Origin of the sequence: Nostoc sp. 'Peltigera membranacea cyanobiont' 232 (assembly GCF_002245985.1) — a bacterium.
In the GTDB taxonomy this organism is placed as follows: Bacteria; Cyanobacteriota; Cyanobacteriia; order Cyanobacteriales; family Nostocaceae; genus Nostoc.
In genome coordinates, this window is the sequence record NZ_NOLK01000096.1 from 15,940 (window position 1) to 30,122 (window position 14,183).

Below are 14,183 nucleotides of genomic sequence, written 5' to 3' on the forward strand. Positions count from 1 at the left end.
GATTCCATAGAAGAATTGCGTCTAGGCGCATTTGCATTGTTGGTGGGTTATAGACAATAATCACAAATAAATCAGCTTTAGCCTCTTTGTGCCAGATAATAAATATAAAATATGGCGATCGCAATCGATTTTGGTACTAGCAACACAGTCATTGCTCGTTGGAACCCAGTAACCCAACAGCCAGAAACCCTGACTCTACCAGGCTTATCAATTAAACAAAGTCTCAATCCGCCACTGATTCCCAGCTTGGTTTATGTTGAAGACGCAAGCCAGAATCAAGTCTTAGTCGGGCAACAAGTACGCGATCGCGGTCTTGACCTCAAGGGGGAAACTAGATTTTTCCGCAGTTTCAAGCGGGGTATTGGTGCAGATATCCAAGGTTATTTACCTGAACTAGATGGGCAAATTGTCACCTTTGAACAAGTAGGGGAATGGTTCCTCACCAAAGTAATTGCAGAACTAGCACCCTTGCAAGGTGGGTTAGATTCTCTCGTGTTAACTGTGCCTGTAGACAGTTTTGAAACCTATCGTCACTGGTTAGGGAAAGTTTGTCAAGCCCTCCCCGTCGAACAGGTGCGGATGCTGGATGAACCCACAGCCGCTGCCTTGGGTTATGGCTTGGCAGATCGAGAAATTCTCTTGGTGATTGACTTCGGCGGTGGTACTTTAGATTTGTCTCTTGTCCGGTTGGATCAAAGCGTGCAAGCAACCACAAAGCCCTTGGGATTTCTTCTCAAGTGGGGTAATAAGTCTTTGGCTGAAGATTCAAAACAAAAAGTTAAAACTGCCCGTGTCCTGGCGAAAGCTGGGCAAAATCTGGGCGGTACTGATATTGATAATTGGTTGGTAGATTACTTTGCCAAAACTCAAGAACTGGCGGTAAGTCCCTTGACAACACGCTTGGCAGAACGGGTGAAAATTCAGCTATCAACCCAAAACCAAGCTAGTGAAGTTTATTTTGATGATGAGACATTTGAAAGCTATGAATTGGAATTAAACCGCGACACTTTTGAAAATATCCTCAAAGAACACGCATTTTTTGAGTTATTGGATGAGTCGATGACGACACTGTTGCAGCAAGCAAAACGCCAGGGAATTGAACTTCCTGATATTAATGCAGTTTTGTTGGTTGGTGGGACAGTGCAATTACCCGCAGTGCAGACATGGATCAAACAGTATTTTGAGCCAGAAAAAATCCGTTGCGAACGCCCCTTTGAAGCGATCGCTCAAGGTGCATTACAGTTAGCTCAAGGTGTGCAAATCAAAGACTTTCTATACCATAGTTATGGTATCCGCTACTGGGATCGCCGCAATCAGCGTCACAAATGGCATTCTTTAATTAAAGCAGGACTTGCATACCCGATGAGTCAGCCAGTGGAATTAGTTTTAGGCGCTTCTTTAGAAAATCAGCCTAGCATTGAATTGATTATGGGAGAATTGGGAGCAGATACGGGTAGTACTGAAGTTTATTTTGATGGCGATCGCTTGATTACCCGCCGTCTAGATGGTAACGAAACCAGCGTTAAACCTCTAAACGATCAAGAAGGCGCGAGGACAATTGCCCAACTGACACCACCCGGATATCCTGGAAGCGATCGCATCAAAATTCTCTTTCAAGTTGATGAGCAACGCTTTTTACGAATCACCGTTGAAGACTTGTTAACCAATGACACGCTTTTGGAAAATCAACTCGTGGCACAGTTAAGTTAAACCACTGCGCGTTTAAATAAAAGGATTTAAAAGTGGGATACCGCAACCGTCAAAATCCCGGATATTGCGCGTTACTAAGGTCAATTGATGAATTTGAGCAGTAGCAGCAATCATCATATCTGCTTGGGTGTGTGTTTTCCCACTTAATCTTAGTTGACCTCGCAATTCGCCGGAGCGCTTGGCAATTTCAATGGTGATTGGCAATACTTGACAGTTATTTTCCAAAAAGCTCTCGAACCATATTTGAATTCTAGGGTTGGGCTTAAATGTCAATCCGTAAAATATTTCTTCAACGGTGATTGCACTCAGAATTATTGAGGAAACTCTTTCTGCCCATTTCAGTACACCAGAGTTAGGTTGGAGTCTTACTAATTCGCTGATAATGTTAGTGTCACAGAGAAAAGTCATCGATCGCATCAGCAAAAGGGGTGGGACGGTCTTGGCGGGAGGGTACTTCGAGGATATAATCTTCTTCGCTAGCTATCTGACGTAGTTCTTTAAAAATATCACCTAGAGAAATCTTTTCGCGCTGCGTGCGCCACGTCAAAAATTCTTCAAATATCTCAGCTTCAACAACAACAGCTACCAGTTGATTTCGGTTGTAAATGAGTTGCGGTTCTTTTGTGACAGCATGAATCAGTTCAGAGAACCTCTGTTTCGCTTCAGCAATTCTCCAGTTCATTCCCCTACCTCTTTTATTCATAATCATGTCTATTATAGATATAAATCATGTCTATAATTTTAACATATTCACTCGCAGGCTTTGTTTCTGGAAGCTTCAGAAACTCTTCCAGGGTAAGTAGTTGAGTAGCTCATGACTCCTGAATCCCTCGAAGATGTGTTTTTAGTCTAGCAGTATCTACGGACAGGTGCATTCACAGAGTTAAAGCACCTATCCATAGATGAACGAAAGAATTGAGCAGTGATTAATTCATCATTACCTTAATTACGAATTACGAATTACGAATTACGAATTACGAATTATTTATGCACCACTACTAAGGTTCCATAGCTAGCCCAGTTGTAAACATTGCGTGCTTGCTTAACAGGTAAATTCACGCAACCGTGGCTGACTGGAGTGCCAAAACGATTATGCCAGTAAGCACCGTGGATGGCATAGCCTTCGTAAAAATACATTGTGTAAGGAACGTCAGGAATATTGTAGCCCTTGCCTCGCATTCGATGAGTGCGATACTTAGAATTAATCCGAAATCTACCTATGGGTGTGGGAGTCGATCGCTTCCCTCCAGAAATGCGGTATGAATAAACAAGTTTTTTACCTTCCCATGCACGTAACCGTTGCTCTGACAGGTCAATTTCAATCCAGCGAGGTTGGGATGTTTGCCTGAGATTAAATTCAGTGATGCCATTTTCATCGACTGACGCAGCTATAGCTGTAGTAGAGTGGCGATCGCCTGCTAACGGTGCTGACCACGAAAATAAAGTCACTACCACCAACGCCACGCTTGTACAAAAAGTTTTTGAAGAACGAATCCCACCACTGCGAATCCAGAATTGCATTATGCCTGACCTTCTAAAGTACGCAAAAATCATGAAGTGAAGGATTTACGCAATTCATCCGCTAATACTTTTCAAAACAAGTCCTAAACTAATCCGCATCTAATTAGTCATTGGTTCTTAGTAATTCTTTAATGACTAAGAACAACCTTTACAAAAAAATCTGTAATCTAAATGCGTCAATGCAAATTTTTCCCAAATTAATATTTGCATTTGTAGTTTCACACAGGAATTGTCAGGATTTACGCTTATTTATTTGGGGGAAAGCGGATAATATCAAATTAGGAAAAGACTTTTCATCCTCAATCCCAAATCTAAAATCCAAACTTGGGATGAATACCCTCTTATATATTTTATTTCAAATCCATTAATTCCGACTCCGAAGATTCCCAGCATAAAATATTGCTGGGAATCACTCAATTGTCTTGATTTATTGTTATTAATGATTTTATCTAAATTGCCTTATGGTTGCTCCAGCTACTATTTCTGGATGACTACTGGTGTTCCTATGGATGCCCACTCGAATAGCCATTTTGCATGTTTAGGTGAGAGATTCACACAGCCGTGGCTGACTGGAGTGCCAAATCTTTTATGCCAGTAAGCACCGTGAATACCGTAGTTACCTTGGTAAAACATCACATAAGGAACGTTGTCAACGTTGTAGTCTTCTCCGCGCATCCGCGTAGTTTTGAACTTAGATTGAATTTTAAAAGTACCAACAAGAGTGGGAGTAGCTTTTTTGCCAGAGGAAATTGCACTTCCATAAACCACTCTGTCACCTTCCCAAGCTATTAAGCGTTGCTTTGAAAGATCAATTTGAATCCAACGCTGATCTGATTGTTGTAATGTCTGGATTGTTTGTGCAATCATTTGATCTTTGGAATTTGCCCAAACTTCACTTGTTCCAGTAGTAGTAAAAACACTTAAAGAAAGTGCTGTACCAGTAAGGAGTATTTTTAAGCGACGCACCCAGTCAGAATAAATAAGTCTTTTCATTTTAGATACACTCACACTCAAATCATCAGGTATTGAGAAACTTATCAGGTTTCACTTTTATTTCCTTATCCATTACTTTAATAGACGTTAATTTTTGATGATTTGATTCTAATTTAACCTAACTGTTGCATGAGTTTTTTTGCCCTAGATGCGATCGCTTCCCAATTTCCCTCTGTGACAAGCTTTTTGGTAAATAAATCACCGCTCAAACCGACAGCGATCGCTCCTGCTTGCAAAAATTCTTTGGCATTTTCCAAAGTGACACCGCCAGTAGGAATTAAGGGAATCTGACCTAGTGGCCCTTGCAAACTTTTGATATAATCAGCCCCTCCCACTGCTTGTACGGGAAACACTTTTACACAACTAGCGCCCTGACTCCAGGCGGTGACAATTTCTGTAGGAGTCAGCGCTCCTGGTACGATAGGCACATTTTTTTCTTGCGCTGCTTGAATCATTACGGGATCGACATGGGGGGTGAAGAGGAATTGACACCCAGATGCGATCGCTTCTTGTAGCTGCTGGACATTGAATAACGTACCAGTACCAATAGTACAGGTTGGTAATTCTGAGCGTAGTTGACTGATTAATTCTCCAGCGCGATCGCTATTCCAGGTAATCTCAATAAGCTGCATTCCCCCAGATGCTACAGCCATTGCTATTTTTTGTCCCACTTCGATTTTAGGGGCGCGGATGACTGCGATCGCTCTATGTCTTTGCAACTGTGATAACCAAATTTGATTGGGCATTTTAAGTGGAAATTAAGGATTAGTCGCCTGATTTTGCAACATTACATTACTTTAGAGACAGTCTCTGAAAATTTAGCTTAATTCTTCTAGTAGAGGAGAGAGGTAAGTAAAAAGGCATATACTGCAATTACCAAGCAATAGTTTAATAAGCTCCTAGTTCAAGACCTACTAGGAGTTTTTTTATCTCAGTGGAGGCAAATATCAATAAACCTAGTTGTGATTAAGCTATTCCTCATGGATATTCATGATTAATTCTGATGGTAGATGGAATCAAAAGATTAAGATTGATAATATGTACTCGTGAGTGAAAAACGTTTACCGAATTAATAACAATGAATATTCTTGCTTGGATTGTTTTAGGTCTAATTGCTGGTGCGATCGCTAAGGCTATCTACCCCGGTCATCAAGGCGGCGGAATCCTGGGAACTATCTTATTAGGAATAATCGGTGCTTTTGTTGGCGGTAGCTTAGGAGTCTTTTTTAGTACAGGAACATTAAGTCTAGCAGCTCCGACCCTCAGTATTCCTGGTATTGCAGTAGCAGTTCTTGGTGCAATTGTTGCAGTTTTCCTGTGGAATTTAATAACCAACCGCAGTGCTGTATAAAAGCAAAATCGCGGATAATGCCTGAAGGAAATTTAGGAAATTCATTTAACTATCGTGAATTGAATCGAAAAAATAGCGCCAGCCTGGTATAAAGGTGGTGCTATTTTTTTGGTTATTGATAAATAAAAATTTTTAGGGTTTTAATGGTGTGCGATCGCTCAGTGTAAAATTTTATTAAAAGTCTTAATTAGCTCTAAAAATTCCTATACCAGCTTCTCTTTCAATATAATCTGCTAAGTTGATAAAATCTTCACGTGGGTAGCATCTTCCACCAACCAGATCAAAAGCTAATCGACTTGCAGGATTTTCTGGGTTTTCATGGGCAATCCCACAGCGAACTTTAGTATCTTTACCCCAGGTTCTAATTAATGCCAATGCTGGGCCGCCAAATCCTTTTGTGGTTACGAACCAACCAAAATTAAATTTTTTGCCTTCGTCAGAATCTAAAAAGTCAGCAAATTTTAAAAGCTGTGGCGCTGTTACATTACCTTTTAGCCATTTAACCTGAACAACACCTACTAGGTTTCCTTTTTTGACTACTAGATCGTAGCCAGGTTGATTGGTCTTTGCAGTTTCAACAGTCCAATCTGCTTTATGGATCAGTTTTGCTACGTGCTGCTCAAAGTGGGTAAAATCCTGGATGAATTGTGGCTCTAATGATGACATAAACAGTTTTAAGTGTTTTGGTTCGATGCAATCGTATGTAGTAGAGTATACTCCAGTGAAATAAACCCTGACCGTATAGTTGATTTATATACGTTACATCAATCGCTCTCTCCCCGTTTTTCAGAGAAATGCACCATACTCTGATGTGAAATAACAGCAAAGTTAGGTCTAATTTAAATAAGTATAAATACGCTAAAGTCTATAGATTTAATAAAATTTTCAATAAGTTGCACTGCTCGATACACACAAAGCAACGATGTTTGGTTAAGCTGTAAGCGCTATGATTAGAGTTTATTGAACGTCTTATGCACTGGTTATTATCCGGGCCGTTGAGTACTGAAGAATTGACGGTTAACATTGCAGGGTTGCCTGCATCGTTACAAGGTAAGAAGCTGGTGCAGTTGTCAGATTTCCACTACGATGGTTTGCGGCTGTCGGAAGATATGCTAGAAAAAGCGATCGCAGTTACTAACGAAGCTAAACCAGATTTAATTTTATTAACTGGTGACTACGTAACTGACGATCCGACACCGATTCACCAACTGATACTTCGACTCAAACATCTGCAAAGTCGCAGTGGTATCTATGCGGCTCTTGGCAATCATGATATACATTACAAAAATGCCAAATCAGAAGTTACAGATGCCCTTACTAGCATTGGAATTCACGTCCTTTGGAACGAAATTGCCTATCCACTAGGAAAAGAATTGCCAATTGTTGGACTGGCTGATAGCTGGTCACGGGAATTCTACCCCGCACCGGTCATGAATCAACTAAACCCCGACACACCCTGCATCGTTTTATCCCACAACCCAGATACTGCGGAGATACTGCAAGCATGGCGAGTTGATTTACAATTATCTGGTCATACTCACGGTGGTCAAATCGTGATTCCCGGATTTGGCCCGGCGGCGTTGGCTTACAGCAAGATTACAAAAAACATCCCCTTAGCAGTGCGCCGTCGAGTGCCATTCCTAGAAGTAAATGTTTCTGTAGTCAAGCATTGGGAATGGGCACAGGGTTTCCATCGCATCGGAAAAAATCAGATGTATGTCAATCGTGGTTTGGGAACTTATCTCCCAGGACGCTTATTTTGTCGCCCAGAAGTTACTATCATCACGCTACAAGGTGAGTAAGTAATTCAAACTTCAAAATTAAAAAACGGAATAGCAGCAGGTATTTTGGCTAATGAATGCCTGCAAACTAAGGCAAAGTCTTCTTAGACTATCTTTAGATTTAAGCTAATTAGTTAATTCTTTTTGGAGTATATGACATAAATTATTGCAGTTTCTCAAGTTACATTTTTATTTTTGGTAAGCTGTAAGCGCTGGTATGAGGAGTATCGGTTGGCTTATGCATTGGTTATTTACGGGACATTTAAGAGTAGATAAAATCACGGTTAAGATTGCGGAACTTCCAGCATCTTTACAAGGTACAACACTAGTGCAGTTGTCAGATTTTCACTACGATGGTTTGCGGCTATCGGAAGACATGTTAGAAAAAGCGATCGCACTTACTAACGAAGCTGAACCGGATTTAATTCTGTTAACTGGTGACTATGTAACTGACGATCCGACACCGATTCATCAATTGGTGCATCGACTCAAACATCTGCAAAGTCGCTGTGGGATCTATGCTGTGCTGGGTAATCACGATATCTATTACAGCCATTCAAAAGCAGAAGTTACACAGGCGTTAACTAGCATTGGGGTGCATGTACTTTGGAATGAAATCGCCTATCCATTCGGAAAAGAATTACCATTGGTAGGACTAGCTGATTATTGGTCGCGGGAATTTTACCCTGCACTAGTGATGAATCAACTAGATTCTGTTACACCCCGCATCGTTTTATCCCATAACCCAGATACAGCGAAGATACTACAACAATGGCGCGTAGATTTGCAATTATCCGGTCATACCCACGGCGGTCATATCGTCATTCCTGGCATTGGCCCTGTAGTATTTTATTATAAAAAGCTACTCAAACAAATTCCCAAAAAATTACGGCGTTGGGTAACATTTTTTCTAGGAGACTGCTCGAAAGTCGTGCGATATTGGGAGTGGGCGCAAGGGTTTCACAAGGTGCAAAAAAATCAACTATATGTCAATAGGGGTTTAGGAACTTATAAACCAGGACGTTTATTTTGTCCGCCAGAAGTGACTGTAATTACCTTAGTTAGTCATTAGTCATTGGTTATTGGTTATTGGTCTAAATAAAAGACTAATGACAAATTACAAATTACAAATGACACTCAAAGCAGAAACCGCCAGAAGCTACGATGGATAAATATCAGCAGCTTGAGGCGGTTTATTGAAGATTGGAGAATTCAGAAGTAAGTAACTCAACTAAGGTGGATAGTATTCGCGATCGCTCTACTCAGAATTGCACATCCCAACATTCTAACTAGGCAGGCATTTTCTGGCTGTGCGTCTTCAAACCTCCAAAACAACTCATTGAACTAAAGGCAAAATTCATTGAATGGATGCCACAACAAAAAGAGCGATCGCAGTGTTACTAGAGCAGAAGGCACAGGCTCTAATATGAAAGTTTTTAGTAACTTTTAACCGATTTGTACCTTGGTCTTAATCTAGCATCATGTTTATTCAGTTCAATCCATCTTTACGAAACTTAAACTTTTTCGACCTGGTGTTCTAGTAGAAGGGAAAACTCTTTGTGCCAGTGACGATACAATAACATTCATTGTCTTGCTGCCAAGCTTTTTCGTCCTATGCTGCCAGTCATCTATTCCGACGAATTTTTAGATCACAAGACTGGAAAATACCATCCCGAAAAACCAGAACGTTTAAGTGCGATCGCAACTGCCCTAAAAGCTGCTACATTCGCAGATAAAATTGACTGGCGATCGCCCACACCAACATCAGAACAGCCATCATTAATGTCTTCCTTGGTTAAGGCCCATAGCCCAGCCTATATCAAAAAACTTTGGCAAATCGCTTCTAGTGGTGGCGGCCCTTTGGATGGAGATACACCAGTTTCTCCTCGTAGTTATGATGTGGCTTTGTTGGCAGTTAGTGCATGGTTGGATGGTGTTGAGGCCGTGTTAGAGTCAGCTAATCCCGCTTTTGTACTAGCACGTCCCCCAGGACACCATGCAGAAAGTGATGCGGGGATGGGCTTTTGCCTGTTTTCTAATGCTGCGATCGCCGCATTATTTGCCCTCGAACAACCCGGAATTAACCGTGTCGCTATCCTTGATTGGGATGTGCATCACGGTAATGGTACGCAAGCGATCGTCGAAAGTGAAGCACGCATCGCCTACTGTTCCTTACATCAATATCCCTGCTATCCCGGTACTGGGAGAGCGACAGAACGCGGCTTTCATAATAATGTATTAAATTTACCAGTCCGCCCTGGTAGCGATATTGCAGAATATCAGCCACTTTTTGAAAAACAGGCTGTACCATTTTTAGCTAACTTTCAGGCGGATTTACTGATTGTGAGCGCTGGTTATGATGGCAATGCCGCAGATCCTTTGGCAAATATCAATTTGCAGCCAGAAGATTACGCTTTATTTACTGATTATTGTCTAGGCATAACTCGTAAAATTCTCTTTGGCTTAGAAGGTGGTTACGACTTTGAGACTCTTTCGCAATCAGTTGTAGCGACAATTGAACGCTGTTTAGTTTAAGCTTTCCTTGGTTTCTTGAAATGGGGACTAGGGAAGAGCAGAGGAGCAGAGGAGCAGAGGAGCAGAGGAGCAGAGGAGCAGAGGAGCAGAGGAGCAGAGGAGCAGAGGAGCAGAGGAGCAGAATAATAATGCCTAATGCCATTCTTTCTCAAGTTCATCAAATCTTCTGAAATAAAAATTTTGAAGGATGTTCTGAAAGAGCTAAAGTTTTGTTAAGATGCAATTGCTAGCAGTTTCTCAGCGAAATTCACCCATCGGGGTGTGGAGAAATAAAAAGTACTAGCAGCACAAAGTTCAAAAGGTGAAGCAATGACCACCTATATTTTCTTCGATGAAGCCCTGCGGATGCTGACAAACTCCTATTTAATATCAGTGGTACTGTTAATAGCAGCTTCTGGTATAGGTTTGGCGGTAATTGAAACAATAGAAAAGACAGAAGAACGCTAAGTTTACACATAGCAGTGTACTTCTTACCAAAACCATTGGGTGCAAGTGTTCGCCGTGGAGAAATCTTGGGAATACTAAAGCATGAAAGTCTCACAGCGTTGCAGTCTTACCTGTAAATCTACCAAACATATAGGTAAGACGGTAACGCTATTGGGACTCTAACCAAGGAGTTAATATAATGAGTCTATTCGACGCTGTTTTGGGCACAGAAAGCGAAGCCCAAGCAGCACTCAGTCCTGCGGAAGCTTTTGCTGTTATTGTTTTGGTGGCAACAGCGTCAGATGGTTATCTTTCTGTCGAGCAAGCAAATTTTATCACTTTTGTGTTGTCTCGGATGAAACTTTTTAAAAGTTATCCCCATGAAATGATGGATAAGCTGTTTGACAAAATTTTGGGCATTATCCAAGGGGATGGTTTTAATGCTTTATTCAATGCAGCAAAAGATTCTCTATCTCAAGACTTGCGGGAAGCAGCCTTTGCAGTAGCCACTGATTTCGTCTTAGCTGAAGGGATTGTGGTAGAAGAAGAAAAAAACTTCTTAAACGATCTATATCAAGCATTAGGCATTTCTAGTGAAAGAGCAATGCAAATTATGCAAGTAATCTTAATTAAAAACCGGGGATAGGGCAATAAAATATATGCTTAATTAAACTATATAAATAGCTTATAAAGAAAGCGTGCCAAAGAAGTTAGGCTTCTTTGGCACTCTTTTTGGTGTTATTGTGACTAGGCTTAGATTCGCGCCTTTTTGGAGAGTCACAAATCTAGAAATTACGCACAAGATATCCCCCAACCTCTAAAAAAATGAGGATCTAGGGTTCAGGTTTTAAGTGCGTAAATCCTGAAATCTTGTTGTTCAATGCACTATTGTGTCATAATTCGATTTTCTAATTTTGAACTTTAAATTGTAAATTACTTATGCATTGTTCTGCCACCCTAACCCAACTGCTTGAAGTTCTTTTGGCCAGTCCAATAAACTTATCTGAAACTGCTTTAATACAAGTAAGTAGCGGTATACAAACAGATAGCCGTGCCCTAAAGCCAGGTGAAGTATTTCTGGCTTTGCGGGGCGATAAATTTGATGGACATGAATTTGTGCCAATTGCGATCGCAAAGGGTGCAATCGCTGCAATTGTAGATTTTGAATACGAAAATCCCGGTTTACCGGTATTACAGGTAAAAGACACCCTCAAGGCATATCAGCAAATTGCTAGATGGTGGCGCGATCGCTTTAATATTCCTGTAATTGGTGTAACAGGTTCCGTGGGTAAAACTACAACCAAAGAATTGATCGCCGCAGTTTTAGGAACAAAGGGACGAGTTCACAAAACTTATGGAAATTACAACAACGAAATTGGTGTCCCAAAAACTCTCCTAGAACTTGGTGCAGAAAATGACTACGCTGTGATTGAAATGGCGATGCGGGGTAGGGGACAAATTGCCGAACTGACACAAATAGCGCGTCCAACAATTGGAGTAATTACCAATGTGGGGACAGCACATATTGAATTACTGGGTTCTGAAGAAGCGATCGCTGAGGCAAAATGTGAGTTGTTAGCCGAAATGGCTGCTGATAGTGTGGCAATTCTCAACCACGATAATCCCCTATTAATAGCCACGGCGGCAAAAGTTTGGCACGGAGAAGTTTTAACTTATGGTTTTTCTGGTGGGGATATTCAAGGACAGTTAATTGATAACGAAAGGGTGGAAGTTGCAGGAATCCAACTACCCTTACCGCTACCCGGTCGTCATAATGCGACTAATTTCTTAGCAGCTTTAGCGGTGGCAAAGGTTTTAGGGATTGATTGGTCAGGACTTAAAGCGGGTGTGGAGGTAGATATGCCCACAGGAAGATCGCAGCGATTTAACTTAGCTAATGATGTGGTAATCTTAGATGAAACTTATAATGCTGCACCAGAAGCTATGATGGCAGCGTTGCAATTATTGGCAGACACACCCGGAAAGCGGAGGATTGCCGTATTGGGTGCAATGAAAGAATTGGGAGAGCGATCGCAGCAGTTGCACCAGCGAGTGGGAGAAACAGTACGAAAGTTGAATTTAGACGGTTTGTTGGTTTTGGTAGATGGAGAAGATGCCGAAGCGATCGCTCAAAGTGCCGAAGGTATCCCATCGGAGTGCTTTGCAACTCATACCGATTTGGTGGCTAGGTTAAAGACATTTGTGCAAACAGGCGATCGTTTATTATTCAAAGCCGCCCATTCTGTGGGGCTAGATCGGGTTGTCAATCAGTTACGTGCAGAATTTCCCAAATGAATCTACCGCTAGAAACCGAACGTCTCATATTGCTAGACTTTGTAGAATCAGATTGGCCAGCAGTTCATCAATACGCTAGCGATCGTGAAGTTGTGCGTTATTTGACTTTTGGCCCAAATTGTGAAGAAGATACCAAAAAATTTTTGCAAAGAGAGATTGCATTACAAGGAGAAGAACCCCGTCGGTATTTTGCCTTAGCAGTGACTGTGAAAGCCCAAAATCAATTAATTGGTATCTGTCGTATATCCGTTAAGGATATTGATAATAAAACAGGCTCTATTGGATACTGTTTTACTAAGCAATTTTGGGGAAACGGATATGCAACAGAAGCTGTAAAAGCAATTCTATCCTTTGGTTTTCAGGAGTTAGGCTTACATCGCATCTTTGCGACTTTTCACTCAGAAAACATTGCTTCAGCACAAGTTATGCAAAAAATTGGAATGCAGCAGGAAGGATATTTGCAAGAACACCATTTTAAGGGAGAATTGCGAGACTCTTGGCTATATGCCATCCTTGAGCATGAATGGAAAAATCTAGATTTCAGACGTTGTTGGAAAGGTTAGGGCTGTTACTGTAACGTCTTTGATAAAGAATTGCTCCCAAATTAGTCACCAAACACGTTATTGCTAGCCACAGCAAGATATAAGTAGGAGCCATCACCACGCCAACTATGAACCAAGTATATACGTGCAGGATCATTACAGAAGCGAAAAAGCTGGCAATTCCAGCAGATTGCCATACTTGATATGATGGGCGACGTAAGGCTACTAGGCCCAGTGTTAAAATTGTGACAAGTAAGTTCGCTGGTACGAGAAACGCACAAATACCTATGCAGTTGCCACAAGAGAACTCTACCAAGGTGTTAAAATCGAACATTAATTTTTCGGGATAGATGTTAGCTTTTTAGGAACTTAATTTATTTTAAAATAACTAAATTTATATTAACAGATGAGTGAGTACTCACATTGCAAACATAACATAAATTAAAATATTGAGTCGCGTTTTGATACTACTCAATAGTTAGTTAATTATAAAGATTTTGGATAAATAGGGTGGAAAACGCCCACCCTAGCTGAATTAACCCGGTAAAATCACAGTATCGATAACGTGTACTACACCATTATCAGCTTCGATATCTGCTGCTAAAACTGTGGCATTTTTAACTTCAAAACTATCTGAAGAATGAATTTTAATAGGTGAACCTTCCACAGAATTAACCGTACCGAGTTCTGCCAAATCAGCCTTTAGCAGCTTTCCTGGAACGACATGATACTTTAAAATCCGCGTTAGCTGGGGAATATTCTGCAACAGAGTTTGGATAGTTCCGGGTGGTAATTTGGCAAAAGCATCGTCATTTGGCGCAAAGACAGTGAAGGGGCCAGGGCTTTTCAATGTTTCTACTAAACCAGCAGCTTTTACAGCCGCTACTAGTGTTTTGAAAGACTCAGCCGTAACTGCAATATCAACAATATCAGCCATATATGTTACCTAAATTTCTGCAAAATATTTTAAAGGATAATAAACCGATTTGAAGTTTTATTAAATAGGGAGTGGGGGAAAAGAGGCAGGGG

Annotated in this window: 17 protein-coding genes; 9 read left to right on the forward strand and 8 right to left on the reverse strand. The window is 41.0% G+C overall.

Going from position 1 to position 14,183, the window contains the following annotated elements; translation table 11 throughout:
- The first annotated feature begins 111 nt into the window (after positions 1-111).
- Entirely contained in the window at positions 112-1,710 is a 1,599-nt protein-coding gene (locus CDG79_RS26200) for an Hsp70 family protein (protein WP_094344739.1), read from the forward strand.
- A gap of 12 nt (positions 1,711-1,722) precedes the next feature.
- Here CDG79_RS26200 and CDG79_RS26205 read toward each other — a convergent pair whose 3' ends face one another.
- The 5 genes from CDG79_RS26205 to CDG79_RS26225 all read right to left on the reverse strand — a co-directional run bounded on the left by CDG79_RS26205 (position 1,723) and on the right by CDG79_RS26225 (position 4,970).
- Positions 1,723-2,118, reverse strand: coding sequence for a type II toxin-antitoxin system VapC family toxin (locus CDG79_RS26205; protein ID WP_094344740.1), 396 nt, complete (start codon positions 2,116-2,118; stop codon positions 1,723-1,725).
- Positions 2,102-2,392 carry a type II toxin-antitoxin system prevent-host-death family antitoxin gene (locus CDG79_RS26210; protein ID WP_094344741.1) on the reverse strand — a complete coding sequence of 97 codons (291 nt, stop codon included), beginning with the start codon at positions 2,390-2,392 and terminating at the stop codon, positions 2,102-2,104. The genes CDG79_RS26205 and CDG79_RS26210 overlap by 17 nt, the downstream gene beginning before the upstream one ends.
- 299 nt (positions 2,393-2,691) lie before the next feature.
- Positions 2,692-3,231 (reverse strand): L,D-transpeptidase, encoded by a 540-nt coding sequence (locus CDG79_RS26215; protein WP_094344742.1) that lies wholly within the window; start codon positions 3,229-3,231, stop codon positions 2,692-2,694.
- Between the two features lie 477 nt (positions 3,232-3,708).
- Entirely contained in the window at positions 3,709-4,224 is a 516-nt protein-coding gene (locus CDG79_RS26220; RefSeq protein WP_094344743.1) for a L,D-transpeptidase, read from the reverse strand.
- Positions 4,225-4,337: 113 nt separating this feature from the next.
- Complete coding sequence (locus CDG79_RS26225) at positions 4,338-4,970, reverse strand: bifunctional 4-hydroxy-2-oxoglutarate aldolase/2-dehydro-3-deoxy-phosphogluconate aldolase (protein WP_094344744.1); 633 nt, start codon at positions 4,968-4,970, stop codon at positions 4,338-4,340.
- A 332-nt stretch (positions 4,971-5,302) separates the two neighbouring features.
- Between CDG79_RS26225 and CDG79_RS26230 the strand changes: the two genes are divergently transcribed.
- Positions 5,303-5,575 (forward strand): GlsB/YeaQ/YmgE family stress response membrane protein, encoded by a 273-nt coding sequence (locus CDG79_RS26230; protein ID WP_094344745.1) that lies wholly within the window; start codon positions 5,303-5,305, stop codon positions 5,573-5,575.
- A 183-nt stretch (positions 5,576-5,758) separates the two neighbouring features.
- On the opposite strand, the gene CDG79_RS26235 is transcribed toward CDG79_RS26230, so the two are convergent.
- Complete coding sequence (locus tag CDG79_RS26235; RefSeq protein WP_223278333.1) at positions 5,759-6,241, reverse strand: restriction endonuclease; 483 nt, start codon at positions 6,239-6,241, stop codon at positions 5,759-5,761.
- Positions 6,242-6,546: 305 nt separating this feature from the next.
- Here CDG79_RS26235 and CDG79_RS26240 point away from each other — a divergent pair, with 305 nt between their 5' ends.
- From CDG79_RS26240 to CDG79_RS26265, 7 genes are all read left to right on the forward strand, one after another.
- A complete protein-coding gene (locus tag CDG79_RS26240; protein ID WP_094327859.1) occupies positions 6,547-7,377 on the forward strand; it encodes a metallophosphoesterase in 831 nt (276 codons plus the stop codon).
- Positions 7,378-7,594: 217 nt separating this feature from the next.
- A complete protein-coding gene (locus CDG79_RS26245; protein ID WP_094344746.1) occupies positions 7,595-8,428 on the forward strand; it encodes a metallophosphoesterase in 834 nt (277 codons plus the stop codon).
- A gap of 542 nt (positions 8,429-8,970) precedes the next feature.
- The gene (locus tag CDG79_RS26250) at positions 8,971-9,891 is read left to right on the forward strand and encodes a histone deacetylase family protein (protein WP_094344747.1); all 921 of its coding nucleotides are present in this window, start codon (positions 8,971-8,973) and stop codon (positions 9,889-9,891) included.
- A gap of 309 nt (positions 9,892-10,200) precedes the next feature.
- Complete coding sequence (locus CDG79_RS42795) at positions 10,201-10,338, forward strand: hypothetical protein (protein WP_189525139.1); 138 nt, start codon at positions 10,201-10,203, stop codon at positions 10,336-10,338.
- A 178-nt stretch (positions 10,339-10,516) separates the two neighbouring features.
- Positions 10,517-10,963 carry a tellurite resistance TerB family protein gene (locus CDG79_RS26255; protein ID WP_094344748.1) on the forward strand — a complete coding sequence of 149 codons (447 nt, stop codon included), beginning with the start codon at positions 10,517-10,519 and terminating at the stop codon, positions 10,961-10,963.
- A gap of 293 nt (positions 10,964-11,256) precedes the next feature.
- Complete coding sequence (locus CDG79_RS26260; RefSeq protein WP_094344749.1) at positions 11,257-12,612, forward strand: UDP-N-acetylmuramoyl-tripeptide--D-alanyl-D-alanine ligase; 1,356 nt, start codon at positions 11,257-11,259, stop codon at positions 12,610-12,612.
- On the forward strand, positions 12,609-13,175 hold the full coding sequence (locus CDG79_RS26265; RefSeq protein ID WP_189525140.1) for a GNAT family N-acetyltransferase: 567 nt from the start codon (positions 12,609-12,611) through the stop codon (positions 13,173-13,175). Before CDG79_RS26260 ends, CDG79_RS26265 begins: the two co-directional genes overlap by 4 nt.
- Here the strand turns inward: CDG79_RS26265 and CDG79_RS26270 are convergent.
- The gene (locus tag CDG79_RS26270) at positions 13,153-13,488 is read right to left on the reverse strand and encodes a hypothetical protein (protein WP_094344751.1); all 336 of its coding nucleotides are present in this window, start codon (positions 13,486-13,488) and stop codon (positions 13,153-13,155) included. The two genes, CDG79_RS26265 and CDG79_RS26270, sit on opposite strands and share 23 nt — an antisense overlap.
- Before the next feature lie 201 nt (positions 13,489-13,689).
- Complete coding sequence (locus CDG79_RS26275) at positions 13,690-14,091, reverse strand: fasciclin domain-containing protein (protein WP_094344752.1); 402 nt, start codon at positions 14,089-14,091, stop codon at positions 13,690-13,692.
- Between the last annotated feature and the right edge of the window lie 92 nt (positions 14,092-14,183).

Coding starts and splice junctions, on each gene's coding strand:
- CDG79_RS26225 (WP_094344744.1), bottom strand. CDS start 4,970: ATGCCCAATCAAATTTGGTTATCACAGTTGCAAAGACATAGAGCGATC.
- CDG79_RS26250 (WP_094344747.1), top strand. CDS start 8,971: ATGCTGCCAGTCATCTATTCCGACGAATTTTTAGATCACAAGACTGGA.
- CDG79_RS26215 (WP_094344742.1), bottom strand. CDS start 3,231: ATGCAATTCTGGATTCGCAGTGGTGGGATTCGTTCTTCAAAAACTTTT.
- CDG79_RS26220 (WP_094344743.1), bottom strand. CDS start 4,224: ATGAAAAGACTTATTTATTCTGACTGGGTGCGTCGCTTAAAAATACTC.
- CDG79_RS26270 (WP_094344751.1), bottom strand. CDS start 13,488: ATGTTCGATTTTAACACCTTGGTAGAGTTCTCTTGTGGCAACTGCATA.
- CDG79_RS26245 (WP_094344746.1), top strand. CDS start 7,595: ATGCATTGGTTATTTACGGGACATTTAAGAGTAGATAAAATCACGGTT.
- CDG79_RS26265 (WP_189525140.1), top strand. CDS start 12,609: ATGAATCTACCGCTAGAAACCGAACGTCTCATATTGCTAGACTTTGTA.
- CDG79_RS26240 (WP_094327859.1), top strand. CDS start 6,547: ATGCACTGGTTATTATCCGGGCCGTTGAGTACTGAAGAATTGACGGTT.
- CDG79_RS26255 (WP_094344748.1), top strand. CDS start 10,517: ATGAGTCTATTCGACGCTGTTTTGGGCACAGAAAGCGAAGCCCAAGCA.
- CDG79_RS26230 (WP_094344745.1), top strand. CDS start 5,303: ATGAATATTCTTGCTTGGATTGTTTTAGGTCTAATTGCTGGTGCGATC.
- CDG79_RS26210 (WP_094344741.1), bottom strand. CDS start 2,392: ATGAACTGGAGAATTGCTGAAGCGAAACAGAGGTTCTCTGAACTGATT.
- CDG79_RS26275 (WP_094344752.1), bottom strand. CDS start 14,091: ATGGCTGATATTGTTGATATTGCAGTTACGGCTGAGTCTTTCAAAACA.
- CDG79_RS26235 (WP_223278333.1), bottom strand. CDS start 6,241: ATGTCATCATTAGAGCCACAATTCATCCAGGATTTTACCCACTTTGAG.
- CDG79_RS26260 (WP_094344749.1), top strand. CDS start 11,257: ATGCATTGTTCTGCCACCCTAACCCAACTGCTTGAAGTTCTTTTGGCC.
- CDG79_RS26200 (WP_094344739.1), top strand. CDS start 112: ATGGCGATCGCAATCGATTTTGGTACTAGCAACACAGTCATTGCTCGT.
- CDG79_RS26205 (WP_094344740.1), bottom strand. CDS start 2,118: ATGACTTTTCTCTGTGACACTAACATTATCAGCGAATTAGTAAGACTC.
- CDG79_RS42795 (WP_189525139.1), top strand. CDS start 10,201: ATGACCACCTATATTTTCTTCGATGAAGCCCTGCGGATGCTGACAAAC.